The following is a 25,191-nucleotide window of genomic DNA, read 5'->3' as shown; positions in this document are numbered from 1 at the left end:
ATCGCCATGGCCGAAACGCTCGTGCTTGCCTCGGCGAGCCCATCACGCCGCATGCTGATGAAAAATGCCGGATTGAACTTTCGAGCCATTGCGGCGGAGATCGACGAAAGGGCCGTCGAGCGGGAGATCGAACACCGCGCGCTCGGGCCGGACGAACTGGCGCTCGAGCTGGCATGCAGCAAGGCGTTGGAGGTGAGCAGCCGTTTTCCGCAGGCGCTCATTATCGGCTGCGACCAGACCATGTCGCTCGGATTGCAGGTGTTCCACAAGCCGGCAGATCGCGCCGAGGCCCGCTCCAATCTCCTGCTGTTGCGGGGCAGGACCCATCGACTGAACAGCGGTGTCGTTCTGGTACGCGGGGGACACGAGATCTGGAGGCACCTGTCGACGGCTGATCTCTCCATGCGGGAGTTCTCCGACGCCTTCATTGACGACTACCTGGTCCGCTGCGGCGACGACGTGATGAAGAGCGTCGGCTGCTACCAACTCGAAGGGATCGGAATCCAGCTATTCAATTCCATCTCCGGTGACTATTTCACCATTCTCGGATTGCCGCTTCTGGCACTGCTGGAAGAGTTGCGGACGCTCGGAGAGCTCGATGTCTGATTCACGTGAAACAATTAACCATCGCGCCTTTGTCGTCGGCTACCCGATTAAGCACTCGCGCTCACCGCTCATCCATGGCTACTGGCTGAAGACGCTCGGCGTCGCCGGCAGCTATGAAAAGGTCGAGGTCGCCCCGGAGGCCTTCGCCGATTTCATCGCCGGCCTGAAAAGCGGTGACCCTTCCTTCTGCGGCGGCAATGTCACCATCCCGCATAAGGAAGCGGCTTATCGGTTGGCCGATGAGACCGATGAACTGACCGACGAACTCGGTGCCGCCAATACGCTCTGGCTCGAAGACGGGAAGCTCAAGGCGACCAACACGGATGGGATCGGCTTCACCGCCAATCTCGACGACCGCCAGCCGGGCTGGGACCGCGGCGGAAGGGCCGTCGTGCTCGGCGCCGGCGGTGCAAGCCGGGCTATCATCCAGGCGCTGCGCGAGCGTGGCTTCTCCGAAATCCATGTCGTCAATCGCTCCCTCGACCGTGCCGAAGAATTGGCCGATCGCTTTGGGCCGAAGGTGCATGCCCACGCCATGGCGGACCTGAACGAGGTGATGCGGAAGGCGGACTTCTTCGTCAACACCACGTCGCTTGGCATGAGCGGGGAGCCCGCGCCGCAACTGCCGTTCGACACCCTGGCCCCAGGCGCCGTGGTCACCGACATCGTCTATGTGCCGCTCAAGACCTCCTTCCTCGAGCAGGCGGAGAGGGCAGGACTGCCGACGGTCGACGGGCTCGGCATGCTTCTGCACCAGGCCGTGCCCGGATTCGAAAGGTGGTTCGGAAAACGCCCAGTGGTCGACGATGCCCTGCGTGCGCTGATCATCGCCGACATGGAGGCGCATGCATGATCGTGCTTGGCCTCACCGGATCGATCGGAATGGGCAAGTCGACGACAGCGGGACTGTTTGCCGAGCAAGGCATTCCGGTCAACGATGCGGACCGGGTCGTCCACGAGCTCTATCGCGGCGAGGCCGTCGCGCCGATTAGAGCGGCATTTCCGGACGCCGTGCGTGATGGCATTGTCGATCGCGCGGTGCTTGCCGAGAATCTGGCGAAGAATCCGGCTAAGTTCAAAGAGCTGGAGGCAATCGTCCATCCTCTGGTCCGTGAGCGAGAGCGCCAGTTCCTCGAGGCGCAACGCGCCGCCGGCGCCGATATGGTGGTGCTCGACATTCCCCTGCTGTTCGAAACCGGCGGCCAGGACCGGGTCGACCGGATCGTCGTCGTCAGCTGCGATGCGGACATTCAGCGCCGGCGCGTGCTCGAAAGACCGGGGATGACGCCGGAGAAGTTCGAAATGATCTTGTCGCGGCAGCTTCCGGATGCTGAAAAGAGGGCGAGGGCCGACTACGTCATCGACACGGGCCATGGCGTCGAAGCGGCGAGGGACCGGGTCACTGACATCATCGCCGAACTAAGGGCCGAAACAGGGAGTGAGCGGGATGCGTGAAATCATCTTCGATACGGAAACCACCGGCCTCGAATTCAAGAACGACCGTGTCATCGAAATCGGCGGCATCGAACTCCTCAACCACTTTCCCACCGGCCGCAGCTTCCATGTCTACATCAATCCCGGCGACCGGCGCGTCCATCCGGATGCGCTCGCCGTCCACGGGATCACCGACGACTTCCTGAAGGACAAGCCGACCTTCGACCGGATCGTCGACGAGTTGCTGGAATTCTTCGACGGCGCACGCTGGGTGGCGCACAATGCCAGCTTCGACATGACCTTCATCAATGCGGAGTTCGAGCGGCTCGGCCGTCCGCCGGTGCCGGGCGAACTGGTGATCGATACGCTGGCGCTGGCTCGTCGCAAGCATCCGATGGGACCGAATTCGCTCGATGCGCTCTGCCGTCGTTACGGCATCGACAATTCTCACCGCACAAAGCACGGCGCGCTCCTCGACTCCGAACTGCTGGCCGAGGTCTATATCGAGATGCTCGGCGGCCGCCAGGCGGCTTTCGGCCTGATGCCCACCGATCAGGGGCGCAGCCGCGCCGGGGCCGGGGCGGAAAGCGAGGTGGTCGAGATCAGCTACGAGCGTCCGCGTCCGCTGCCGCCGCGGATTTCCGCGGCGGAGATCGACGCCCATGCCGGGCTGGTTGCCCGGCTGGGCCAGAAGGCGATCTGGGCCAAATACGACGCGCAATAAAAGAAAGGCCCGGATCGACCGGGCCTTCTGCATTTTCTCAGGGATCGGACGCGATCAGTTCGGTACGGCCTGGACCTTGGCGCGGGTCTGCTCTTCGGCGACGCGCTGGGCGAACATCTGGGCAAAGTCGATCGGATCGATCAGCAGCGGCGGGAAGCCGCCATTGCGGGTCGCGTCGGCGATGATCTGGCGGGCGAACGGGAAGAGCAGGCGCGGGCACTCGATGAAGAGAACCGGCAGCATGTGTTCCTGCGGGAAGCCGGTGACGCGGAAGACGCCGCCATACACGAGCTCGGCCGCGAACAGGATCTTGTCGCCTTCCTTGGCTTCGGCATTGAGCGCCAGCACGACGTCGAAATCGGTTTCCGACAGCGGATTGGCGTTGACGTTCACATTGATGTTGATCGCCGGGGCCTTGTCGCGCGACTGCAGCGAACGCGGCGCGCCCGGATTTTCAAAGGAAAGATCCTTGATGTACTGAGCAAGAATATTGAGGGAGGGGCTTGCAGTTCCCTGATCGTCGTTGGCCATAGGGCGTTCCTCGCGGCTGGAATTGGTGAGGCCATCTAACATTTCACCACCGGCCTTACAACCCTCGCACAGGAGCGTCGATGCGGGTGTCTCAGTCCTTTCGCCCGTCATCGACAGACCACGGAGATTGCCGTTTCTGATCGTGGTGGTAGTCGTCCTCGTCGAGATCGATCACGGTGGCGCGCGGCGCGGCGGGACCCTTCGAAGACGAACGATAGGAGAAGCGGCTCTCGCGCATGACCGTCACATGCGGCTTCATCAGCGACCAGGCAAAATCGCGGACGAACGGGACGAACAGCAGGATGCCGACGATGTCGGTGATGAACCCCGGAATGATCAGCAGGAAGGCGGCGATGACGATCATCGCGCCGTGCACGATCTCGCGCGCCGGATCGGTGCCGTTCTGGCTTTCCGTCTGCAGCCGGCGCAGCACGCCCGCGCCCTGCACGCGCAAGAGGACGAGGCCGGCCATGCTGGCCAGCACCGTCAGGCCGAGGGTTGCGAGAACGCCGACATATTTACCGACGACGACGAAGGCGGCGATCTCCGCGAGCGGCAAAAGCAGCAGAATCGCCAGCGGCATGCGCATGTAAGTACTCCGGTCAGAAGTCGCGCCTGCGGCGCAGACACGAGGAAAGGATGAATCGGCTTATCAAAGAAAGCCGAATGGCCATTTGAATGATCAGCATTCGCGGACTATATGGGTGACACGACCGAGAATTTAAATAAGGCCGACCGATTGCCATGGGATCCAACGATTTTGTCACTCTCTTCTTTCTTGTCGCGGCTGTCTTGATCTTCCTGCAGCTGCGCAGCGTGCTGGGTCGGCGGACGGGCAATGAGAAGCCGCCGTTCGATCCCTACAGCCCGCGGGATCTGGCGAAGGGTCCAGGCAGCGATGACGGCAAGGTCGTGACCCTGCCGAAGCGCGACGAGGCCGGCGGCGAGGAACGCTTCGCCGCGATCGACGCCTTTGCCAAGCCGGGAACGCCGCTGAACACCTCGCTGCGCGAACTCATCCAGCATGATCCGGGTTTCAATCCGAAGGAATTCCTCAACGGCGCGCGCATGGCCTACGAGATGATCGTCATGGCTTTTGCCGACGGCGACCGCAAGACGCTGAAGAGCCTGCTGTCGCGCGACGTGCTGGAAGGGTTCGAGACCGTGATCGCCGACCGCGAATCGCGCGGCGAAGTGGTGAAATCCACCTTCGTCGGCATCGAGAGGGCCGAGATTACCCAGGCCGTGGTGCGCGACAACGAGGAACAGATCACCGTTCGCATCATCTGCCAGCTGATCACCGCCACCTATGACAAGGCCGGTACGCTGATCGACGGCGACGCCGAGCAGGTCACGGAAGTCAACGATCTCTGGACCTTTGCCCGCGACGTTCGCTCGCGCGATCCGAACTGGAAACTGGTTGCGACCGAAGCCGACGCGTGAGGGTGGAGATCATGGGTTTTCGTCTCCGGCCGGCCGGCTTCGATGCTTTGCCCGGCTGGGACGAGGATGATCCAACCCCGCTCTTCCCGGCGCTCGCCCGATGCCGCGAGCACATCATCAGCGTAAAACCCTATCGCACCGGTGAAAGCGGTTTGTCCTCCGACGATCTGATGCCCTTGCTGGATGCCGCGGCGCTGGTGAAGCCGACGAGTGCCGCGGAGGCCCGCGCCTTCTTCGAGGCCGAGTGTCGGCCCTTCCTGATCGAACCGGATCAAGGCGCGCGTGGCTTCGTCACCGCCTTTTACGAACCGGAGGTCGAGGTCGCAGCCGAACGCGACGCGGTCTTTCGTTTTCCCTTCTATCGGCGGCCGGACGATCTGGTTGATCTCGATGACGCCAACCGACCGGCGGATCTCGATGGCAGCTACCTCTTCGGCCGCCGGACTGCGGACGGGATTGTCGCCTATCCCGACCGCCGGGCCATCGATCAGGGTTATCTCGAAGGGCGAGACCTTGAAATCGCCTGGGCGAAGTCGAAGGTCGACGTCTTCTTCACCCATGTTCAGGGTGCGGCCAGGCTGCGGTTTCCGGACGGCCGGTTGAACCGCATCACCTATGCGGCAAAGGCCGGCCATCCGTTCACGGCCATCGGCAAACTGCTGGTCGATCGCGGCGAAATCCCGATGGCGGAGATTTCCATGCAGGCGATCCGCGCCTGGCTGGCCGCCCATCCGAATGAGGCCGACGATCTGTTCTGGCAGAACCGGTCCTATATCTTCTTCCGCGAGGCGGAGGTCGAGGATACGAGCCTCGGGCCGATTGCCGCCGCGAAGGTGCCGCTGGTCGCGGGCCGTTCGCTGGCCGTCGACCGGCTGATCCATGGTTTCGGCTATCCCTTTTTCATTCACGCCGAGAGCCTGACCAGGCTGGACGAGGGAAAGCCCTTCGCGCGGCTGATGCTGGCGCTGGAGACCGGCTCGGCCATTGTCGGCCCGGCCCGGGGTGACATCTTCACCGGCTCCGGCGACGAGGCCGGCGAGTTGGCGGGTGCGGTTCGCAATGCGGCCGATTTCTATATACTCGTCCCGAAGCAGGCGGCATCGAGGTTCGGCTAGTGGCGGGTAGGGGCAAACTCAACGCGGAAGATCGCATCCTGTGGGGCAAGGTCGCACGCTCGACCCGACCCATGCCTGGTCGCCTCGAGGACCTGCTGGAGTTCGAGGACGAACTCGCAGAGCCGGTCATGTCGACCGGCGCGCAGCCGCCGGCCGTGAACCCAGCCGGGCAGGCCGCTGCACCCGAGCCGCAGAAAAAGCCGGGTGGCGTGCATCACCCGCTGGAGAAGCCGGTGAAGCGCAAGCTCTCGCGCGGCCACCTGGCGCTGGAAGCCCGCATCGATTTGCACGGTCTCATCCAGAGCGAGGCGCACGGCATCCTCCTCGACTTCCTGATCCGAGCGCATGAGCGCGGTTTGCGCCATGTGCTGGTGATCACCGGCAAGGGAAGTTCACTCGGCAGCGACGGTGCCCTCAAGCGGGCTGTTCCTCTGTGGTTCGCCAAGACCGAGTTTCGCTATCTCATCTCCTCCTATGAGACGGCGGCACGGCAACATGGCGGCGAGGGGGCGCTCTACGTCCGTCTGTCGCGCAGCGCGGAAGACCGCCGATGACCCCGTTCGGCGAGGCCTTGCGCCGTCTTCGGGAGAGGAAGGGCGTGTCGCAGAAGGAGATGGCGGCGGCGCTCGGCGTTTCGCCGGCCTATCTCTCGGCGCTGGAACACGGCCGACGGGGGAGGCCGAATTTCGATTTCCTGCAACGCGTGGCCGGCTACTTCAACATCATCTGGGACGAGGCCGAAGAGCTGTTCATGGTGGCCGATGCCTCCGATCCGCGCGTGGTGGTCGACACGGCCGGAATGCCGGCCGAATACACCGCGCTGGCGAATGATCTGGCCCGGAAGATTCGCGTCCTCACGCCGGATGTGGTAAGGGAATTGAGAAACCTGCTCAAGGGGGCGGGAAAACCTGCCTGACGGCCCGAGAAGGGCCGCATATCCACGGGATTTCCGGATCCCGCATTTGGAACTTGCCTCAAACCTCTTATAGTCCATTCGCCCGAACCCGCTGATTCGTGGATCAGGCCCGTTGAATATATGACTGGAAAGATTGCTGAATGACCGACACACCGATCGCCGAAAACGCCGCGTCAGCCGAATATGGTGCGGATTCGATCAAGGTGCTGAAGGGCCTGGACGCCGTCCGCAAGCGCCCCGGCATGTATATCGGTGATACCGACGATGGTTCCGGCCTGCATCACATGGTCTACGAAGTCGTCGACAACGCGATCGACGAAGCGCTGGCCGGCCATGCCGATATCGTCACGGTGACGCTGAATGCCGACGGCTCTGTCACGGTCACCGACAACGGCCGCGGCATTCCGACGGACATCCACACCGGCGAGGGCGTCTCGGCCGCCGAAGTCATCATGACCCAGCTGCATGCCGGCGGCAAGTTCGACCAGAATTCCTACAAGGTCTCGGGCGGTCTGCATGGCGTTGGCGTCTCGGTCGTCAATGCGCTTTCGGTCAAGCTCAAGCTGAAGATCCGCCGCGCCGGCAAGATCTGCGAAATGAGCTTCACCCACGGCGTGCCGGATGCGCCGCTGGCGGTAACCGGTGAATATGAGGGTCGCTCGGGCACGGAGGTCACCTTCCTGCCGAGCCCCGAGACCTTCACCAATATTGATTTCGACTACGGCACGCTGGAGCATCGCTTGCGCGAGCTCGCTTTCCTCAATTCCGGCGTCCGCATCCTTCTGACCGATAAGCGGCATTCCGACATCCGCCAGGAAGAGATGGTCTATGACGGCGGCCTCGAGGCTTTCGTCGTCTACCTCGACCGGGCGAAGAAACCGCTCGTGGAAAAGCCGGTGGCGATCCGCAGCGAGAAGGACGGCATTTCCGTCGAAGTCGCTATGTGGTGGAACGACAGCTACCACGAGAACATGCTGTGCTTCACCAACAACATTCCTCAGCGCGACGGCGGTACCCACCTGGCCGGCTTCCGTGCTGCGCTGACTCGCCAGATCACGTCGTATGCCGACAGCTCCGGCGTGATGAAGAAGGAAAAGGTCAGCCTGACCGGCGACGACTGCCGCGAAGGTCTGACCGCCGTGCTCTCGGTCAAGGTGCCGGATCCAAAATTCTCGTCGCAGACCAAGGACAAGCTGGTCTCCTCCGAAGTCCGCCCGGTGGTCGAAAGCCTGGTGAGCGAAGCGCTCAGCACCTGGCTGGAGGAGCATCCGGCGGAAGCGAAGATCCTCGTCGGCAAGGTGGTGGAAGCCGCTGCCGCACGCGAGGCCGCACGGCGCGCCCGCGAGTTGACGCGCCGCAAGGGCGTCCTCGACATCGCCTCGCTTCCCGGCAAGCTCGCCGACTGTTCCGAACGCGATCCGTCGAAATCCGAACTCTTTCTCGTCGAGGGTGACTCCGCAGGCGGCTCGGCCAAGCAGGGCCGCTCGCGCGAGAGCCAGGCCATCCTGCCGCTGCGCGGCAAGATCCTCAACGTCGAGCGAGCCCGCTTCGACCGCATGCTGTCGAGTCAGGAAATCGGCACGCTGATCACCGCGCTCGGCACCTCGATCGGTAAGGACGAGTTCAACGCCGACAAGCTGCGCTACCACAAGATCATCATCATGACGGACGCAGACGTCGACGGCGCGCATATTCGCACCCTGCTTTTGACCTTCTTCTTCCGCCAGATGCCGGAACTGATCGAGCGTGGGCACATCTACATTGCCCAGCCGCCGCTCTATAAGGTGGCGCGCGGCAAATCGGTCCAATACCTGAAGAACGAGCAGGCCCTGGAAGACTATCTGATCTCCATGGGTCTCGAGGACACGACGCTCACGCTCGGCAATGGCGAAGTTCGCGCCGGCCACGATCTGCGCGAAGTCATCCAGGACGCCTTGCGCCTGCGCACGCTGATCGAAAACCTGCATTCGCGCTACAACCGCAACGTCATCGAGCAGGCGGCGATCTCCGGCGCGCTCAATCCGGAACTGACCGACAACCGCGCACGGGCGGAAGCGACGGCCGCCGACGTGGCCAAGCGCCTCGACCTGATCGCCGAAGAGACGGAGCGCGGCTGGAGTGGCCACGTGACGGAAGAGGGTGGCCTGCGCTTCGAGCGTATGGTGCGCGGCGTCAAGGAGACGGCCAATCTCGATGTCGCCCTGATCGGCTCGGCCGATGCGCGCCATATCGACCAGCTCTACACGCGGCTTCACGACATATACGGCGCTCCGCCGATCCTCACGCGCAAGGAAGAAAAGAACGAGATCTCCGGTCCGCGCGCCTTGCTCTCGTCGATCTTCGCCGTCGGCCGCAAGGGTCTCACGATGCAGCGCTACAAAGGTCTCGGCGAGATGAACGCCGAGCAGCTCTGGGAAACGACGCTCGATCCGAACGTACGCTCGCTGCTGCAGGTGAGGGTCAACGACGCGACCGATGCCGACAGCCTGTTCGCACGGCTCATGGGTGACGAAGTCGAACCGCGCCGCGAGTTCATCCAGGAGAACGCCCTGAGCGTTGCCAACCTCGACATCTAAAAAATTCACGTGAATCCGGCTAAAGGGTGATTCACGTGAAACAATTGGTTAATGCGCGGCCGATCAGTCGCGCGGGAACGTGCCGGCGAAGGCGACTTCGGAGAGATCCTTGCGGCGGTTCGGCACTTCGCGTGCCTTGAGGTGATCCGGCAGGTCGGCCGGGTTGGCGCGCTTGCCGATGGCGACCGCGGCTTCGGCTCGGATCCGTCATCCCTGCGGCTCAAGCTGTCCGAAAACAGGAAGACCAGCGCCGATGCTGACCTGGCCCAAACCTGGTTCGATTCGTTCAGCAACCCGATGAAGCGGTCCCAGTCGGGCTCGGTGTTCAAGGTGTAGATGAAGCGCCAGGGCTGGTAGTTGCTGGCGGATGGCGCCCAATGCGCTGCCTCGAGAATGGTCAACAGCACCGTCTTGTCCATCGCCTCGCCGGTAAAGGCACGGGGCGACCAGCGATCGAGAAACATCGGATCGATGTCGAATTCGGACGTGCGGCTGTTGCTTGTAGTCATGGTGTTGAGAACTCCGGATGGAAGGCGAGGGACAGGCCTGCGATTCGCGACGGCGACAAGGGTTAGATATGAGCCGAGGCCGCGCTTGCAAGGCGCTATGTGAAGACTGGCGCCCGACAGGGTGAGGCAAGGCAGGGGTGTTAACCAGCTTCGCCGGTGGAACTTTAACGCCTCCGTGCAATTCTCAGTTCAAAACGTATCGTGATCCATCCCTAAGATTAGGGGGTCGGGTTTGAACAAAGATGTTACTAATTAACCAAACTCTGCTAGTTTTGAAGATCGACTGGCAAATCACGACACAGCAGAAACGAAAAGGCGGCGAAGTTTCATGTTCTACCAGCTCTATGAAATGAACCACGCGGTCATGGCTCCCTTCCGGGCCACGGCCGATGCTATGCGGATCGCCTACCGCAACCCGCTCAATCCCCTGTCCCACACGGTCGTCGGGCGGACGATGGCAGCGGGACTGGAAGTATTCGAACGGGTGACGCGTCGCTACGGCAAGCCGGAATTCGGCCTGGCCACCACGACGGTGAACGGCCAGACCGTCGCCGTGCGCGAAGAAGTCGTCTGGCAGAAGCCGTTCTGCAACCTGATCCATTTTCACCGCGACCTGCCTGCCGGTACGGCTCCTGGCCCGCGCATCCTGGTCGTCGCGCCGATGTCTGGCCACTATGCCACGCTGCTGCGCGGCACCGTCGAAGCGCTGATGCAAAACGCCGACGTCTACATCACCGACTGGCTCGATGCCCGCATGGTCCCGGTCACGGATGGCGGCTTTGATCTCGACGACTACATCGACTACGTCATCGAGATGGTTCGTCATCTCGGAACCGACACGCATCTGGTGGCCGTCTGCCAGCCCTCGGTCCCGGTGCTTGCGGCGGTGGCGGTGATGGAGGCCAAGGGCGATCCGCTCGCGCCGGCCTCAATGACGCTGATGGGAGGCCCGATCGATACCCGCATCAACCCGACCGCGGTCAACGAGCTCGCCCAGAACAAGCCGCTCGACTGGTTCAGGGACAATGTCATCATGAACGTGCCCTGGCCGCAGCCGGGCTTCATGCGCGCCGTCTATCCGGGCTTCCTGCAATTGTCGGGATTCATGTCGATGAACCTCGACCGGCACATGATCGCACACAAGGACTTCTACATGCACCTCGTCAAGAATGACGGGGATTCGGCCGAGAAGCACCGCGATTTCTACGACGAATACCTGGCCGTGATGGACCTGACCGCCGAATTCTACCTGCAGACGGTCGATACAGTTTTCATCAAGCACGCGCTGCCGAAGGGCGAGATGCTGCATCGTGGAAAGCTGGTCGATACCAAGGCGATCCGCAATGTCGGGCTGCTCACCGTCGAAGGCGAGAATGACGACATTTCCGGCGTCGGCCAGACCCGCGCGGCGCAGACGATCTGCCCGAACATTCCCGATGACAAGCGCATGCACTATCTGCAGCCGGATGTCGGACACTATGGCGTGTTCAACGGGTCGCGGTTCCGCAAGGAAATCGCCCCGCGCATCATCGCCTTTGCGACGCAGCAGAGCCGCGGCGTGAAGCAGAGCCCGGTCAAGCGGGTCATCAAGGGCGGCAAGTCCGCCTGACGACTCACGTTTTTCGTGAGGGTTTCAGTACATTAGCCGATTGCGAAAACGCTCTCCTTGAACCCAAGGGGGGCGTTTCCCACATCGATTTCATCGGATGGCATAGCGCCGCCGACGAAAGCGAGGGTAATCGATGATGAACCAGTCAGCATTGCTTCGGCCGGATTGGACGCCGGCGACCGTTGCCTTGATGGTGCTCGGCTTCGTGGTGTTCTGGCCGCTCGGCCTGGCCATGTTGGCCTATATTGTCTTTGGCGATCGGTTCCGCTCCTTCAAGCAGAGCGCCAACCAGACGGCCGACGGCCTGTTCAGCAAATGCCGCAGCGGCGGATTCCGCGGCGCGCATTTCACGACCGGCAATGTGGCCTTCGACGATTGGCGCAAGGCCGAACTCGACCGCCTGGAAGAGGAACGCCGCAAGCTCGATGAGATGCGCGCCGACTTCGACCGGTATGCACGTGAGCTGCGCCGCGCCAAGGATCAGGAAGAATTCGACCGCTTCATGCGCGATCGGGCCGCCGAACGTCGCAACGGCGACGTGACCTCCGGCGCCTCGGGCGTCTGATCCTTCCGGAAAGCGATGGCCGGCGCCCCAAGGTGCCGGCCTTTTTCATGCGCGCGATCGGCGAATCGGCTAAGACGAGACCCATGTTTTCCTTCCTGCAGAAGACGGCCCGGGCAAAGGCGCCGGCAAGTTCGAGCCGCGTTCTCGCGGTGAGCGGCCGCGAAATGCCGTTGGTGATCCGCAGCAACCCGCGGGCCACGCGCATCACGCTGCGCATCGAGCCGGGCGGCCGGGGTCTGAAGATGACCGTTCCGCCGGGTCTCAGGGAACGCGAGATCGCCGACTTTCTCGAACGCCACCGCGGTTGGCTCGAAGTAAAACTTGCGAAGTTTTCGTCCGACACGCGCCTGTCCGACGGCGGCGAAATCCTGCTGCGCGGCGTGCCCCACCGCATCATTCATTCCGGCCGGCTGCGCGGTCTGACCGAAGCCATCGATTCCGACATCGGCCCGGTTCTGAGCGTCAGCGGGATGGAGGAGCATCTCGGGCGCAGGATCGGCGATTTCTTCAAGAAGGAAGCGCGGCGCGACCTGGAGGTTCTGGTCGCCGGCCATGCCAAGGCCGTCGGGCGTCCGTACAAATCGCTGACGATGAAGGACACCCGTAGCCGCTGGGGTTCCTGTTCCTGGGATGGAGCGCTCAGTTTTTCCTGGCGCATCGTCATGGCACCGCCGCCGGTGATCGATTACCTGGCCGCCCATGAGGTCGCCCATCTGAGGGAGATGAACCACGGGCCGGCCTTCTGGTCGCTGTGCCGCGATCTCTGCCCGCACATGGAGACCGCCAAGACCTGGCTGAAGCGGCACGGCACGAAGCTCCACGCCATCGACTTCGATTGAAGTCGCCAGGCTGAACCGCCACCGTCGCAAATTGGCTCGACTCTTTTGCGTTTTCGTGCGACTTCCGCTGCCATGAGACCCGATATCAAGATCTGCGGATTGAAGACGCCGGAGGCGGTGGATCGTGCCGTCGAACGGGGCGCGACGCATGTCGGCTTCATTTTCTTCGGCAAGAGCCCGCGCAACATCGAGCCGGACCTCGCCGGCGTGCTGGCCGATCGGGCGAGGGGACGGGCCAAGATCGTCGCCGTCACCGTCGATGCCGACAATGACGATCTCGACGAGATCATCGCGCTCGTGCGGCCGGACATCCTGCAGTTCCATGGCGAGGAAAGCCCGCAGCGGGTGCTGACCATCAAGGCCGTCACCGGTCTTCCGGTGATGAAGGCATTTTCCATCCGCGAGCCCGATGACCTGAAGCGGATCGAGCCCTATATCGGTATTGCCGATCGGTTCCTGTTCGACGCCAAGCCGCCGGCGGGGTCTGATCTGCCGGGCGGCAACGGCGTGTCGTTCGACTGGCGCGTCCTGCGAACGCTTGACGCCGATGTCGATTACATGCTTTCCGGTGGGCTCAACAAGGACAACATTGCCGATGCGCTGCGGGAAACAGGCGCGCGCGGCATTGATGTGTCGTCCGGGGTGGAGAGTGCACCGGGCGTCAAGGATCTGGACAAGATGGACGAGTTTTTCGCGGCAGTCGAACGGGCTTCGGTTCGCGAGCCGGCTTCAGGGAGCGCACAGTGAACGAGACACCGAGACCCAATTCCTTCCGTGAAGGACCCGACGAGGACGGCCTGTTCGGCATCTTCGGCGGCCGCTTCGTCGCCGAAACCCTGATGCCGCTGATCCTCGACCTGCAGGCCGAGTGGGAAAAGGCGAAGACCGATGCGGAATTCCAGGCCGAGCTCGCACACCTCAACACGCATTATACCGGTCGTCCGAGCCCGCTCTATTTCGCCGAGCGGCTGACGGAAGAGCTGGGCGGCGCGAAGATCTACTTCAAGCGCGACGAGCTGAACCACACCGGCAGCCACAAGATCAACAACTGCCTTGGCCAGATCCTGCTCGCCAAGCGCATGGGCAAGACCCGCATCATCGCCGAGACCGGTGCCGGCCAGCACGGGGTCGCCTCGGCGACCGTTGCCGCGCGTTTCGGCATCCCCTGCGTCGTCTACATGGGCGCGACCGACGTGGAGCGCCAGGCGCCGAACGTCTTCCGCATGAAGCTTCTCGGCGCCGAAGTGCGGCCCGTCACCTCCGGCCACGGCACGCTGAAGGACGCGATGAACGAGGCGCTGCGCGACTGGGTCACCAATGTCGACGACACCTATTACATGATCGGCACCGCCGCCGGTCCGCACCCCTATCCGGAAATGGTCCGTGACTTCCAGTCCGTCATCGGCCGCGAAACCCGCGAACAGATGATGGCGGCCGAAGGCCGGCTGCCGGACATGCTGGTGGCTGCCGTCGGCGGCGGGTCCAACGCCATCGGCCTGTTCCATCCTTTCCTCGACGACGCCTCGGTCAAGATCGTCGGCGTCGAAGCCGGCGGCAAGGGCCTCGACGGCGAAGAACATTGCGCCTCGCTGACCGCCGGTTCGCCGGGCGTTCTGCATGGCAACCGCACCTATCTGCTGCAGGACGGCGACGGCCAGATCAAGGAAGGCCATTCGATCTCGGCCGGCCTCGACTATCCGGGCATCGGCCCGGAGCATTCCTGGCTGAAAGATCAGGGCCGCGTCGAATACGTACCGATCATGGACACCGAGGCGCTGGCGGCGTTCCAGATGCTGACCCGCACCGAAGGCATCATTCCCGCGCTCGAGCCGAGCCATGCGCTGGCCGAAGTCATCAAGCGCGCGCCGAAGATGGACAAGGACCAGATCATCGTGATGAATCTCTGTGGCCGCGGCGACAAGGATATCTTCACCGTCGGCAAGATTCTCGGTATGGGGCTCTGACATGACCGCTCGCATGGACAAGAAATTCGCCGCACTGAAGGCTGAGGGCCGGCCGGCGCTCGTCACCTATTTCATGGGCGGCGATCCGGACTACGAAACCTCGCTGGAAATCATGAAGGCGCTTCCCGGCGCCGGCGCCGACGTCATCGAGCTCGGCGCGCCGTTTTCCGATCCGATGGCCGACGGTCCCGCCATCCAGATGGCCGGCCAGCGCGCTCTGAAGGGCGGCCAGACGATGAAGAAGACGCTGCAGATGGCGCGCGAATTCCGCAAGGGCGACGACACGACGCCGATCGTCATCATGGGCTACTACAATCCGGTCTACGTCTACGGCGTCGAACGCTTCCTCGATGACGCGCTCGAAGCCGGCATCGATGGCCTGATCATCGTCGACCTGCCGGCCGAAATGGACGACGAACTCTGCATCCCGGCCCGCAAGCGCGACATCAACTTCATTCGCCTGACGACGCCGACGACCGATGACAAGCGCCTGCCCAAGGTGCTGACCAACACGTCCGGCTTCGTCTACTACGTGTCGATGACCGGCATCACCGGCTCGGCGTTGCCCGATCCGTCGAAGATCGCCGGCGCCGTCGGCCGGATCAAGAGCCAGACCGATCTGCCCGTCTGCGTCGGTTTCGGCGTCAAGACTGCCGAGCACGCCCGCCTGATCGGCGCCAATGCCGATGGCGTCGTCGTCGGCACCGCAATCGTCAATCAGGTCGCGACCTCGCTCGACAAGGATGGCAAAGCCTCCGCCGATACGGTGCAGTCGGTCGCCACCTTCGTGCGTGGCCTTTCGGCCGGCGTTCATGCCGCCCGCCTTGCCGCTGCCGAATAGTCTTCCCATATGGACTGGGACAGTCAGGAGTTAGCCAAGTGAACTGGATTACCAATTACGTGCGCCCGCGGATCAATTCCATGCTGGGCCGCCGCGAGGTTCCCGACAATCTCTGGATCAAGTGCCCCGAAACCGGCGAGATGGTCTTCCACAAGGACCTCGAAGAGAACAAGTGGGTGATCCCCGCCTCGGGCTACCACATGAAGATGCCGGCCAAGGCGCGCCTGGTCGACCTTTTCGACGGCGGCCAGTTCGAGGCCCTGCCGCAGCCCAAGGTGGCGCAGGACCCGCTGAAGTTCCGCGATTCGAAGAAATATGCCGACCGTCTGAAGGACAGCCGGGTGAAGACCGACCAGGAGGACACGATCCTCTCCGGCGTCGGCACCGTCGAGGGCGTCAAGCTCGTCGCCGTCGTGCACGAATTCAACTTCATGGGCGGTTCGCTTGGCATTGCCGCTGGCGAAGCGATCGTCAAGGCCTTCGAGCGCGCGATCGCCGAAAAGTGCCCGCTGGTCATGTTCCCGGCCTCAGGCGGCGCACGCATGCAGGAAGGCATCCTGTCGCTGATGCAACTGCCGCGCACCACGGTCGCGGTCGACATGCTGAAGGAAGCGGGCCTGCCCTACATCGTCGTCCTGACCAATCCGACCACCGGCGGGGTCACGGCCTCCTACGCCATGCTGGGCGACCTGCATATTGCCGAGCCGGGTGCGGAAATCTGTTTTGCCGGCAAACGCGTGATCGAGCAGACCATCCGCGAAAAGCTGCCGGAAGGCTTCCAGACATCGGAATACCTGCTGGAGCACGGCATGATCGACATGGTGGCGAAGCGCCACGACATCCCGTCATTGCTGGCGCGGGTGCTGAAGATCATGTTGAAGCGTCCGGTGGGCGTCGGCGACCTTGTGCCGGCCGCGAAGGCCGAACCCCGGAAGGTTTCGGCGTAAGCCGGAACCCTTCTGCCGATCGAGGCGAAGCAGCGGAATCTTGAACATGGCCGAGCCCGCCTTCAGCAAGGCAGAACAGGTAATCGACGAGCTCATGGGGTTGCACCCCAAGGGCTTCGACCTATCCCTCGAACGCATCCGGCGGCTGCTGGAGGTACTCGGGAACCCGCAGCACAGGCTGCCGCCCGTCATCCACGTGGCCGGCACGAACGGCAAGGGCTCGGTCACGGCCTTCTGTCGGGCGCTGCTCGAGGCGCAGGGCCTCTCGGTCCATGTCCACACCTCGCCGCACCTGGTGCGCTGGCACGAACGCTATCGCATCGGCGTCAAGGGTGGACCTGGCCAGTTCGTCGATGACGACGTCTTTGCCAGCGTGCTCAGGCGCATCGCCGACGCGAATGGCGGCCAGCAGATCACCGTCTTCGAGATTCTCACCGCCGCAACCTTCCTGCTCTTTTCCGAGCAGCCGGCCGATGTGGCGATCATCGAAGTCGGTCTTGGCGGCCGGTTCGACGCGACCAATGTGATCGAGGCCCCGGCCGTATCGGTCATCATGCCGATTTCGCTCGACCATCAGCCCTATCTCGGCGACCGGGTCGAACTGATCGCCGCCGAGAAGGCGGGCATCATGAAGAAGGGCTATCCGGTCGTCATCGGCCAGCAGGAATATGATTCCGCCCGCGAGGTTCTGGTGGCCACGGCCGAACGGCTGGGATGCCCGCACGCGGTGTTCGGCCAGGATTTCGGCGCGCATGAAGAATTCGGCAGGCTGGTCTACCAGGACGAATTCGGCCTGATGGATCTGCCCTTGCCGCGGCTTCCGGGACGCCACCAGTATGGCAATGCGGCAGCGGCAATCCGTGCCGTCAAGGCGGCCGGCTTCGAGGTTTCCAATGCCATTGCCGAGAAGGCGATGACCTCGGTCGAATGGCCGGGACGGCTGCAGCGGCTGACGGACGGCAGTCTGATCGCCCACGCGCCGGAGGGAGCGGAAATCTGGGTCGACGGCGGCCACAATCCCGGTGCCGGGGAGGTGATCGCCGAGGCGATGGCCGGTTTCGAGGAGCGCCAGTCGCGGCCGCTCTACCTGATTACCGGGATGATCAACACGAAGGATCCAGTTGGCTATTTCCGCGCCTTCGCGGACATCGCCCAGGACGTGTTCACCGTGCCGATCCGGGGCACGGATGCGGCGCTCGATCCGGTGGCGCTGGCTCATGCGGCCTTCGATGCCGGCCTGGTGGCTGCGCCGATGTCGACAGTAGCCGAGGCGCTTGAGGAGATCTGCGAGCGGATCGATCCCGACATGCCGGCGCCGCGCATCCTGATCGGCGGCTCGCTCTATCTCGTCGGCAATGTTCTCGCCGACAACGGCACACCCCCCAAATGAAGAAAGCCGGGATTTCTCCCGGCTTTTTCGATGCAGTGACAATACCGATCAGGCGGCGCTGGAAATCCAGCTGGTGAGCGCGGTCTTCGGTGCGGCGCCGACCTTGATGTCGGCCACTTCACCGCCCTTGAAAATGGCAAGGGTCGGGATGGAGCGCACGCCGAACTTGGCGGCGATTTCCGGGTTTTCGTCGATGTTGATCTTCACGACCTTCACCTTGCCGGCCATCTCGTTGGAAATTTCCTCAAGGCTCGGGGCGATCATCTTGCACGGGCCGCACCATTCGGCCCAGAAATCAACGACCACGGGCTCTGCCGAATCGAGAACTTCAGCCTGAAAATTGGAATTGTCGACTTTTACCGTAGCCATGGGCTGCTCCTTTGCCGGTAATTGGTTTTGACTAGATATGTGATGGTATCCGGCCCTGATTTCAATATGCGGTATCTCACGATGTCTTGAGCGCGGCAAGCGATTGCGCCAGCGTGTCCTCGTCGAGCGTGATGACCGTGCCGGTTTCGGTATAGACCAGGAGGCAATCGAAGGTGCTGTCGGGATAGAGCGGCCGCAGGATCCCGCGATAGATCGCCAGCTGGGCGCGGTGCGACAGGGGGGCGTCGGCGGCACTTCGGGGCGCGCTACGATTGGTCTTGTAGTCGACGAGCACGACGCGACCCTCGACCACCGCCATGCGGTCGATGCGGCCGGAAACGGCCCGTTCTTCGCCGTTCAGCAGGAAGCTGCCCATGACCGAGACCTCGGCCTGGCCATCGCTGGAGAACACCGGTCCGAGGGCAGGGTGGTTGAGCACTGCCGTGATCGTCGAGACAAGGGCTTCCCGTTCCGTGGACGGCCAGAACCGGGCTGCCCGGGCCGCATAGCGGCGGGCGGCGGCTTCGCGTTCTCCAGCGGGAATCTGCGGCAACATTTGCAGCATGCGGTGGATCAGCCGGCCCTTCTGAAGGGCAATGCCGGCCGCTTCGCGTTCGGCAAACAGGGGCGAGGTGACCAGCGCGTCGTCTGCTTCGTCGATGACTATCGTGCCGGCGCCGGAGGGGCTGAGCGGCCGAGGCAGGCCAGGGGTCACGGGAAGCGGGCGCAGAAGCGCATCGGGCAGGAGGTCGTCGAGTGCATCGACGGTCCGGACGTCCTCCGTCTCGAATTCCTTCTCGAGGCCCGGCAGCCGCCAGCTCAGGCCGTCCCAGTCGCCGTCCGGACCGGAGAACTGGACTTCCGAGCAGTAGTCCGTCTTGTCGCGCAGGGCATCGGCGATCATCTGGTGCCAGATCTCGCCGGGTTCGCGCACGCCGCGATAGCCGCAGATCACCAGCCGGTCCGCCGCGCGCGTCATCGCCACGTAGAGAAGGCGGCGATATTCCTCCTCCGCCATCTGTTTGCGGCGTTCGACGTCGGCGTCCGTCAGAGAATTTGACAGCGCCTTGTTGGGGACCCAGATCGGCAGGGGCGGCAGGCCGTTGCCGGCATCGATCAGCCGGAACTTGGCGAGATGGCTGTGGTTGAAGGGCTTGCCGCCGCCATCGACCAGGAAAACGATCGGCGCTTCCAGTCCCTTCGAGGCGTGCACTGTCATGATCCGGACTTCGTCGCGATCCTTGTCCTGCTCGCGCTTCACCTCCGGCGCCTCGGTCTCGAGGGTGGAGACGAAGGCCTGCAGTCCAGGAAGCCCGGCCGTCTCGAAGGCAAGCGCGAAGCTCAGGAACTCGTCGAGAATATCGCTGACCTCGCTGCCGAGGCGGGCCAGATAGGCGCGTCGCCCGCCATGCATGCCGAGTACGCGGGCATAGAAGTCATGCACCGGCAGGGATTGCGACAGGGTGAGAAACTCGCGCAGGCGCCCGGTGGTCTCGCTCCAGCGGATCGGCATCTCGTCCGCTGACCGCTGAAGATGGGACCAGAGACCGCAGTTTTCTGGCCGGTTGGCAGCCAGTTCGAAGAGGTCGTCCTCGCTGTGGTTGAACAGCGGGCTCTTCATCAAGGCCGCAAGCGACAGGTCGTCGGCCGGGAGCAGGATGAACCGGCCGAGCGCCAGCAGGTCCTGCACGGCGATGTGCGAGGTGAGCTTCAGCCGGTCGGCGCCGGCGACCGGAATATTGTTGCGCCGCTTGAGCGCGCGGGTCAGGGCATTGACGAAGCTGTCGCGCTTGCGGACCAGAACGAGGATGTCGCCGGCGCGGATCGCCCGGCGTTTGCCCTTCTCGACGATGGTCTGCTTGCCGATCATCTGCTCGATCGCAAAAGCAATGCGCCGCGCCAGGATCGCCGACGGGGCGCTTTCCGGCGTTGCGTCGAAGGGGGCCGTCCAGTCCTCCGTCTTGTCGATCTGCTCGGCCGCGATCATGTTCCACAGGTCAACCGCACCGGGATGGCCGATGCGGCTCGACATGTGGACAACACTGTCGCCGCCGGCGCTGAGGCCACGGGCGTTGGCGGCAACGGAAAAGACCTGGTCGACGGCCGAGAGCACCGCCATGGTCGAGCGGAAGGAAAGCGGCAGGCGCACCGCGCTGAAGGTCTGGCTTCCGGCTGCCACGGCCCGGGCCGTGACCGATGCCTCCTCGGAGAAACGCTCCGGGCGCGCGCCCTGGAAGGAATAGATCGACTGTTTCTCGTCGCCGACGGCAAAGAAGGTGCGCGTCAGGCTGCGCGCGCTCTCGCCGGAGAAGAAGTCCTCCCGCAGCGAACGGATGACCGACCACTGCACCGGGCTGGTGTCCTGGGCTTCGTCGACGAGGATGTGATCGATGCCCTGGTCGAGCTTGTAGTGCACCCAGGGTCCGACATCGCTGCGCAGCAGCAGTTCGGCGGTGCGCACGATCAGATCCTCGAAGTCGAGCTGGCTGCGCTTCTTCTTCAGCTCCTCGTAGTCCTCGTCGAGTCGTTCGGCGAGAATCAGTGCCGCCATGGTCGCCTGGAACATGCGCAAGATCCGCAGGCGGTCCTGAAAGGCGGTAAAATGCTCCCGGGCTTCGAGCATGGCATCGCGCAGGTGCGGTGCCGCCTTGGTCATGGCCGCGGCGATCAGCGAGGTATCCGCCTTCGGCTTGCCGCCCTTGGTGAAAAAGACCGCCTCGACGAGATCGATGCGCTTGCGCGGGTCGGGCTCGTGTGCCGCCATCTCCAGCAGGTCGGCGACCTCCTGGACCGTCTTGCCGCCCTTGTCGCGAGCCAGAAGAATGTATTCCGTGAGGACAGGTCCCGGCAGGGAGGGCAGGGGCCAGCTCTCCTGCAGCAGGCTGTCTTCGCTTTCACCGGGATCGATCGCGAGCCCCTTGCGCAGCAGCGCATCCGCCCCGCCGGCCTTCTCCGCCAGGCGGGTGAAGGCTCTCACCGCGTGGCGATTGGCCACGAGGTCTCCCAATAGGGTTTCGAGGCCGCTTTCGTCGGCGATGCTGAGAACCTGCGAGAAGGCCTCGGCCAGCACGGCGTCGTCCTCGGCGGAGGTTGCGGTCAGCAGCGTGCGCCGCGCTTCGGCAAGGACCGCATAGGCGGCCCGGTCGTCGAGCACGGTGAAGTGGCCGGCGACATTGGCTTCCAGGGGAAACTGATGCAGCAGCGCCTCACAGAAGGCGTGGATGGTCTGGATCTTGAGGCCGCCCGGCGTCTCTAGCGCCCGGGCGAACAGCCGGCGCGCCTCGGCGCGCTTGATGCGGTCCGGCCGGCGGCGCTCGATGGCATAGAGCCTTTCCGCCAGCACGTCGTCCGGCAGGGTGGCCCATTCGGCGAGCCGGGAGAAGACGCGGTTCGACATCTCCGACGCGGCGGCCTTAGTATAGGTGAGGCAGAGGATCGAGGACGGTCTCGCGCCGGCCAGCAACAGGCGGATGACCCGCTGGGTCAGGACATGGGTCTTGCCCGATCCGGCATTGGCCGACACCCAGGCCGACCGCTCCGGATCGGAGGCGACCGCCTGCTGCAGCGTCGTCCAGTCGAGCCATTCGGATGGATCGTCGCCTGCCGGGAGCAGGGTGTCGTCACTCGACATCGGCGGCCTCCTCGCTTTCGGCGGTCGACCATTCGGCCACGCGCGCGAGATGGTCGTATTCGCCGCCGTAATCGTTCTGCTGCGCCGGAATGAGCCGCGAGACATAGCCTCGTTCGCCGCTTCTCAGCGCCTCGATGAACTTCGCCAGCTCTTCGATCGATTGATCGGCGAGATCGGTCGCCGACTTCTTGTTGTCGCCGCGACCGGTGAATTCGTTGTTCACCTGGTCCACGAGAAGGCTGTCGGCGGGCTTCAGGCGGACATAGAGAAGGTTCTCGGGGCTGAGCCGACCGGCATCTCGGAAAGCCCCGGCACGCAGTGCGGCCGCCTCCAGGGCGAGCTGCGGGTCGAGCAGGCTGCGCGCCTGTGCGACGCTGGGGCTCAGTCCCGTCTTGTAATCGATGATGTCGGCATGGCTTGCCCCCTTGAGGTCGATGCGGTCGGCGACACCGGTCAATGTGATGCCGTTCTGCAGCTCGATGCGTCCGCGCGCCTCGGTCAGCGTCTTGCGGATCTCCGGCCTCCGTTCGCGTTCCCAGGCGACAAAGGCACGGCCGACGCTGGCGAACCGCTGCCGCCAGACGATGTCTATATGGACCGGCAGCCCTTCGGCGACGAAAAGCGTATCGACGATCCGTTGCATCGCGATGAGGGAGTGTGGGTCGGCCGGATCATGGCCCTCGCTGACGAAACGCTCGATGATCCTGTGATACAGCGTGCCGCGCTCGGCAGCACCGGGATCCTGGTTGAATCCGTCGACCGGGTCGAGTTTCAGGATGCGGCGGGCATAGAGCGCATAGGGATCGCGCCGGAAGGCCCCGACCTCGCTGAAGGAAAATTGCCTCGGTTGTAATGCCGCTGGCGGCCTGGGCGCGGGGCGCTGCGCCGGGGCCTGGGCTTCGCTGCGATCGAGCATTGCTGCATAGTGCCGGTAGGCATCGCCCCGCGTCTTGAGCCGGCTTTCGAATTCGCGGCCGCCGAGCGCCGCCAGCCGCTGCAGCCAGCGGGAGGCGACCGTCGGGGCGGACCCCTGGCGAAGCGCGCGCGAGTAGACGAGACGCCGGGTGCCGCTCGCCATCTGGAAATCATGGGCCAGCTGGCCGATCCGTCGCTCGGGCGGTTCCAGCCCGATCTCGGCCTTCATCATGCGCGAGAGGAAAGGGTTGTTGGTGGTCTGACCCGGCCAGGAGCCTTCGTTCAGCCCGCCGATGACCAGCATGTCGACGCTTTGCAGCCGCGCCTCGAGCGCGCCGAAGACGAAGACGCGGGGATGCCGCATGGCCTTCGGCTTGACCGCTTCGCTCGCCGTCAGCGCACCGAATATGTCGATCCATTGCGGCCCGTCGGCCTCGATCCGTCCGTCGGCCGACATGATCTCGCCGAGATGGCTGGCCAGCGTCTCGCCGGCTTCATCCGACCAGAGTGCCGACAGGTCGCCGCGCTCGTCGGCGCAAACTGCTTCGAGCACGCGTCCGGTCCGCCCGGCCCAGTCGCCGAGCGCCAGCTTGTCGGTCAGCACGCGTCCGTCGGCAATGCGCACCAGAACGGAAACCAGTGGTTCGACCGCCTGCGTTATGCGTGTAGCCAGATCGCGCGCGCCCTCGATTGATTCGGCCGACAGCGAGAGACGCCATTGCGGCGCATGGCGGTCGGTGGCCTGCTCGGCGAGCCTTTGTTCGAGAAGAGCGGGCAGGGTGCTGAGATCGACCGTCTGGATACCGCCGCGAAGGGCGATCATCTCCAGGGCGTCGGCTGCCTCGCGATAGGCGTCGTGCGCCAGGCCGAAGCGGGAGAGCGGATGTTTCAGGACGGACACCAGCGGCACCGGATCGCCGGGGCGCAAGGTCGCTTCGAGCAGAAGCTGGGTGAGGATTCCCTGCTGTGTGGCGCTAAACGGCGTGCCGGCCGAATCGTCGGCGATGATGCCGAACCGCGCGAGCTCGGCGGTCGCCCGCCGTGCCAGCGCCCGGTCCGGCGTGATCAGCGCCACCCGGCTTTCGCCGCCATCGGCGCCGGGCTGCTCGAGACCGAGGCGAAGCGCAATGGCGATCGCCGTCGCCTCCTCGCGCTCGTTGGCCGCCTCGATCAGCGCCACCTCGGCAAAGGCCCGCTCCAGGCGTTCGTCCCCAAAGCCGGTCCGCCATGCCTGCCAGGCATCCGTGGCGCCTGCCGGCGCCATGGCGCGCGACAGGACCTCGGCGCGCTCGGCAAGCGCGGTGTCTGCCGAGCCGAGCGGTTCCACCTCGGTCCGGTCGACCTGCAGGTGCTGCAGGAGGCGGAACAGGCCGTATTGCGGATGGCCCCGGCTCGCCGGTTCGGCGGGCCTGCCGGCCTCCGGTTCAAGGCCGACCTTCAGCCAGTCCTCGGGCGACATCACGGTGTCCAGCCCGGGAAGCACGACGACGCCCTCCGGCCGCGCGGCAATCGCGGCGATGAGGTCGGCCGCTGCCGGGATCGACCCGGTGGAACCGGCGACGATGACGGGATGGCCGCTTTCCTGCTTTGCGAGACGCTGTGCTTCGGCCTTCAGCACCGCGTCGCGATGGCGGGCGGGCGAGGAGCGCATCAGCTCGTCCAGCCGGGCCGGCCAGAAGGCCGTGGCGATCTTGAGGAATTCGACCGTCAGCTGCCACCAGGAAGCAAAGTCGCGGACGTCGAGCTTGACCAGATCCGCCCAGTCGCGGCCTTCCGTCTCGACGGCGTCGATCAGCTCGGCAAGGGCGCGGGCCAGCCACACGGCATCGGCGGGGCTCGCCGGCGCGACGAGCGGGGTATCGGCATGAATGCTGCGGACGATCGCCGGCAGCTGATTGCGCCAGGCGAGGATGAGGCGCGCCAGTTCCAGCAGCATGACTGTGCCGCTGACCGGGGGCGCAAGGTCGAGCAGGGCCGGGGCATCGGCCTCAAAGAAGCCGCCATCCTCCTCTGTTTCGCCCAACGGCCGGATGATCGGCAGAATGGCGGATCGGCCGCCCAGCAGGTCGACGAATTCGGAGCGCAGAACGCGCGCCGCGCGCCGTGTCGGCACGAGAATGGTTACTCGGGCGAGCGACAGCGGATCGCCGGGATCGTAGTGGTAGTCCGGTGCCAGCGTTCCGTCGAGCAGCCTCGCCGCCAGCACCTTCAGGAAGGGGAGCCCGGCCGGTATCGTCAGGACACGCGGTTGGTGCGCCCGTGCCATC

Annotated in this window: 22 protein-coding genes and 1 pseudogene; 17 read left to right on the top strand and 6 right to left on the bottom strand. The window is 64.2% G+C overall.

The window, feature by feature from the left end; translation table 11 throughout:
- Window positions 1-6 precede the first annotated feature (6 nt).
- The 4 genes from AC07Y0_RS20115 to dnaQ are packed head-to-tail and all read left to right on the top strand — an operon-like array spanning window position 7 to window position 2,764.
- A complete protein-coding gene (locus AC07Y0_RS20115; protein WP_498679437.1) occupies window positions 7-606 on the top strand; it encodes a Maf-like protein in 600 nt (199 codons plus the stop codon).
- Entirely contained in the window at window positions 599-1,459 is an 861-nt protein-coding gene (locus AC07Y0_RS20110) for a shikimate dehydrogenase (protein WP_498679436.1), read from the top strand. Before AC07Y0_RS20115 ends, AC07Y0_RS20110 begins: the two co-directional genes overlap by 8 nt.
- Window positions 1,456-2,061: a dephospho-CoA kinase gene (gene coaE, locus AC07Y0_RS20105; protein ID WP_498679435.1), complete on the top strand. Its 606-nt coding sequence runs from the start codon at window positions 1,456-1,458 to the stop codon at window positions 2,059-2,061. The genes AC07Y0_RS20110 and coaE overlap by 4 nt, the downstream gene beginning before the upstream one ends.
- A complete protein-coding gene (gene dnaQ, locus AC07Y0_RS20100; protein ID WP_498679434.1) occupies window positions 2,054-2,764 on the top strand; it encodes a DNA polymerase III subunit epsilon in 711 nt (236 codons plus the stop codon). Before coaE ends, dnaQ begins: the two co-directional genes overlap by 8 nt.
- Before the next feature lie 54 nt (window positions 2,765-2,818).
- On the opposite strand, the gene secB is transcribed toward dnaQ, so the two are convergent.
- Window positions 2,819-3,295, bottom strand: coding sequence for a protein-export chaperone SecB (gene secB, locus AC07Y0_RS20095; RefSeq protein WP_498679433.1), 477 nt, complete (start codon window positions 3,293-3,295; stop codon window positions 2,819-2,821).
- A 91-nt stretch (window positions 3,296-3,386) separates the two neighbouring features.
- Window positions 3,387-3,884 (bottom strand): FxsA family protein, encoded by a 498-nt coding sequence (locus AC07Y0_RS20090; protein WP_498679432.1) that lies wholly within the window; start codon window positions 3,882-3,884, stop codon window positions 3,387-3,389.
- Between the two features lie 155 nt (window positions 3,885-4,039).
- Between AC07Y0_RS20090 and AC07Y0_RS20085 the strand changes: the two genes are divergently transcribed.
- From AC07Y0_RS20085 to gyrB, 5 genes are all read left to right on the top strand, one after another.
- On the top strand, window positions 4,040-4,738 hold the full coding sequence (locus AC07Y0_RS20085) for a Tim44/TimA family putative adaptor protein (RefSeq protein ID WP_498679431.1): 699 nt from the start codon (window positions 4,040-4,042) through the stop codon (window positions 4,736-4,738).
- An 11-nt stretch (window positions 4,739-4,749) separates the two neighbouring features.
- Window positions 4,750-5,853 carry a murein transglycosylase A gene (gene mltA / locus AC07Y0_RS20080; RefSeq protein WP_498679430.1) on the top strand — a complete coding sequence of 368 codons (1,104 nt, stop codon included), beginning with the start codon at window positions 4,750-4,752 and terminating at the stop codon, window positions 5,851-5,853.
- Window positions 5,853-6,407 (top strand): Smr/MutS family protein, encoded by a 555-nt coding sequence (locus AC07Y0_RS20075; protein ID WP_498679429.1) that lies wholly within the window; start codon window positions 5,853-5,855, stop codon window positions 6,405-6,407. The genes mltA and AC07Y0_RS20075 overlap by 1 nt, the downstream gene beginning before the upstream one ends.
- Window positions 6,404-6,769, top strand: a complete 366-nt coding sequence (locus AC07Y0_RS20070; RefSeq protein WP_498679428.1) for a helix-turn-helix domain-containing protein — start codon at window positions 6,404-6,406, stop codon at window positions 6,767-6,769. The genes AC07Y0_RS20075 and AC07Y0_RS20070 overlap by 4 nt, the downstream gene beginning before the upstream one ends.
- A 140-nt stretch (window positions 6,770-6,909) precedes the next feature.
- Window positions 6,910-9,345, top strand: a complete 2,436-nt coding sequence (gene gyrB / locus AC07Y0_RS20065) for a DNA topoisomerase (ATP-hydrolyzing) subunit B (protein WP_498679427.1) — start codon at window positions 6,910-6,912, stop codon at window positions 9,343-9,345.
- 63 nt (window positions 9,346-9,408) lie between these two features.
- Here gyrB and AC07Y0_RS20060 read toward each other — a convergent pair.
- Window positions 9,409-9,854, bottom strand: a pseudogene (locus tag AC07Y0_RS20060) (nitroreductase family protein).
- Between the two features lie 328 nt (window positions 9,855-10,182).
- Between AC07Y0_RS20060 and AC07Y0_RS20055 the strand changes: the two are divergent.
- The 8 genes from AC07Y0_RS20055 to AC07Y0_RS20020 all read left to right on the top strand — a co-directional run bounded on the left by AC07Y0_RS20055 (window position 10,183) and on the right by AC07Y0_RS20020 (window position 18,009).
- A complete protein-coding gene (locus AC07Y0_RS20055; protein ID WP_498679426.1) occupies window positions 10,183-11,463 on the top strand; it encodes a polyhydroxyalkanoate depolymerase in 1,281 nt (426 codons plus the stop codon).
- A gap of 136 nt (window positions 11,464-11,599) precedes the next feature.
- Window positions 11,600-12,028, top strand: coding sequence for a DUF2852 domain-containing protein (locus AC07Y0_RS20050; protein WP_498680289.1), 429 nt, complete (start codon window positions 11,600-11,602; stop codon window positions 12,026-12,028).
- An 83-nt stretch (window positions 12,029-12,111) separates the two neighbouring features.
- Complete coding sequence (locus tag AC07Y0_RS20045) at window positions 12,112-12,867, top strand: M48 family metallopeptidase (protein ID WP_498679425.1); 756 nt, start codon at window positions 12,112-12,114, stop codon at window positions 12,865-12,867.
- A gap of 72 nt (window positions 12,868-12,939) precedes the next feature.
- The gene (locus AC07Y0_RS20040) at window positions 12,940-13,614 is read left to right on the top strand and encodes a phosphoribosylanthranilate isomerase (protein WP_498679424.1); all 675 of its coding nucleotides are present in this window, start codon (window positions 12,940-12,942) and stop codon (window positions 13,612-13,614) included.
- Window positions 13,611-14,831, top strand: coding sequence for a tryptophan synthase subunit beta (trpB, locus tag AC07Y0_RS20035; RefSeq protein WP_498679423.1), 1,221 nt, complete (start codon window positions 13,611-13,613; stop codon window positions 14,829-14,831). Before AC07Y0_RS20040 ends, trpB begins: the two co-directional genes overlap by 4 nt.
- Window position 14,832: 1 nt before the next feature.
- Window positions 14,833-15,672 carry a tryptophan synthase subunit alpha gene (trpA, locus tag AC07Y0_RS20030; RefSeq protein WP_454748171.1) on the top strand — a complete coding sequence of 280 codons (840 nt, stop codon included), beginning with the start codon at window positions 14,833-14,835 and terminating at the stop codon, window positions 15,670-15,672.
- A gap of 38 nt (window positions 15,673-15,710) precedes the next feature.
- Window positions 15,711-16,619: an acetyl-CoA carboxylase, carboxyltransferase subunit beta gene (gene accD / locus AC07Y0_RS20025; RefSeq protein WP_498679422.1), complete on the top strand. Its 909-nt coding sequence runs from the start codon at window positions 15,711-15,713 to the stop codon at window positions 16,617-16,619.
- A gap of 46 nt (window positions 16,620-16,665) precedes the next feature.
- Window positions 16,666-18,009, top strand: a complete 1,344-nt coding sequence (locus AC07Y0_RS20020) for a bifunctional folylpolyglutamate synthase/dihydrofolate synthase (protein WP_498679421.1) — start codon at window positions 16,666-16,668, stop codon at window positions 18,007-18,009.
- Between the two features lie 48 nt (window positions 18,010-18,057).
- Here AC07Y0_RS20020 and trxA read toward each other — a convergent pair whose 3' ends face one another.
- The 3 genes from trxA to addB form a co-directional block, all read right to left on the bottom strand.
- Window positions 18,058-18,378, bottom strand: coding sequence for a thioredoxin (gene trxA, locus AC07Y0_RS20015; protein WP_498679420.1), 321 nt, complete (start codon window positions 18,376-18,378; stop codon window positions 18,058-18,060).
- 76 nt (window positions 18,379-18,454) lie between these two features.
- Window positions 18,455-22,009: a double-strand break repair helicase AddA gene (gene addA / locus AC07Y0_RS20010; RefSeq protein WP_498679419.1), complete on the bottom strand. Its 3,555-nt coding sequence runs from the start codon at window positions 22,007-22,009 to the stop codon at window positions 18,455-18,457.
- Entirely contained in the window at window positions 21,999-25,190 is a 3,192-nt protein-coding gene (gene addB / locus AC07Y0_RS20005) for a double-strand break repair protein AddB (RefSeq protein WP_498679418.1), read from the bottom strand. The genes addA and addB overlap by 11 nt, the downstream gene beginning before the upstream one ends.
- Window position 25,191 lies beyond the last annotated feature (1 nt).

This window comes from Allorhizobium sp. GW101-3B10, from assembly GCF_059424725.1.
This window is presented reverse-complemented; position numbering and strand designations above follow the sequence as displayed.

What these genes read in the sequence shown, in the direction of transcription:
- AC07Y0_RS20115 (WP_498679437.1), top strand. Translation starts at nt 7, where the DNA reads ATGGCCGAAACGCTCGTGCTTGCCTCGGCGAGCCCATCACGCCGCATG.
- AC07Y0_RS20110 (WP_498679436.1), top strand. Translation starts at nt 599, where the DNA reads ATGTCTGATTCACGTGAAACAATTAACCATCGCGCCTTTGTCGTCGGC.
- coaE (WP_498679435.1), top strand. Translation starts at nt 1,456, where the DNA reads ATGATCGTGCTTGGCCTCACCGGATCGATCGGAATGGGCAAGTCGACG.
- dnaQ (WP_498679434.1), top strand. Translation starts at nt 2,054, where the DNA reads ATGCGTGAAATCATCTTCGATACGGAAACCACCGGCCTCGAATTCAAG.
- secB (WP_498679433.1), bottom strand. Translation starts at nt 3,295, where the DNA reads ATGGCCAACGACGATCAGGGAACTGCAAGCCCCTCCCTCAATATTCTT.
- AC07Y0_RS20090 (WP_498679432.1), bottom strand. Translation starts at nt 3,884, where the DNA reads ATGCGCATGCCGCTGGCGATTCTGCTGCTTTTGCCGCTCGCGGAGATC.
- AC07Y0_RS20085 (WP_498679431.1), top strand. Translation starts at nt 4,040, where the DNA reads ATGGGATCCAACGATTTTGTCACTCTCTTCTTTCTTGTCGCGGCTGTC.
- mltA (WP_498679430.1), top strand. Translation starts at nt 4,750, where the DNA reads ATGGGTTTTCGTCTCCGGCCGGCCGGCTTCGATGCTTTGCCCGGCTGG.
- AC07Y0_RS20070 (WP_498679428.1), top strand. Translation starts at nt 6,404, where the DNA reads ATGACCCCGTTCGGCGAGGCCTTGCGCCGTCTTCGGGAGAGGAAGGGC.
- gyrB (WP_498679427.1), top strand. Translation starts at nt 6,910, where the DNA reads ATGACCGACACACCGATCGCCGAAAACGCCGCGTCAGCCGAATATGGT.
- AC07Y0_RS20055 (WP_498679426.1), top strand. Translation starts at nt 10,183, where the DNA reads ATGTTCTACCAGCTCTATGAAATGAACCACGCGGTCATGGCTCCCTTC.
- AC07Y0_RS20050 (WP_498680289.1), top strand. Translation starts at nt 11,600, where the DNA reads ATGAACCAGTCAGCATTGCTTCGGCCGGATTGGACGCCGGCGACCGTT.
- AC07Y0_RS20045 (WP_498679425.1), top strand. Translation starts at nt 12,112, where the DNA reads ATGTTTTCCTTCCTGCAGAAGACGGCCCGGGCAAAGGCGCCGGCAAGT.
- AC07Y0_RS20040 (WP_498679424.1), top strand. Translation starts at nt 12,940, where the DNA reads ATGAGACCCGATATCAAGATCTGCGGATTGAAGACGCCGGAGGCGGTG.
- trpA (WP_454748171.1), top strand. Translation starts at nt 14,833, where the DNA reads ATGACCGCTCGCATGGACAAGAAATTCGCCGCACTGAAGGCTGAGGGC.
- AC07Y0_RS20020 (WP_498679421.1), top strand. Translation starts at nt 16,666, where the DNA reads ATGGCCGAGCCCGCCTTCAGCAAGGCAGAACAGGTAATCGACGAGCTC.
- trxA (WP_498679420.1), bottom strand. Translation starts at nt 18,378, where the DNA reads ATGGCTACGGTAAAAGTCGACAATTCCAATTTTCAGGCTGAAGTTCTC.
- addA (WP_498679419.1), bottom strand. Translation starts at nt 22,009, where the DNA reads ATGTCGAGTGACGACACCCTGCTCCCGGCAGGCGACGATCCATCCGAA.
- addB (WP_498679418.1), bottom strand. Translation starts at nt 25,190, where the DNA reads ATGGCACGGGCGCACCAACCGCGTGTCCTGACGATACCGGCCGGGCTC.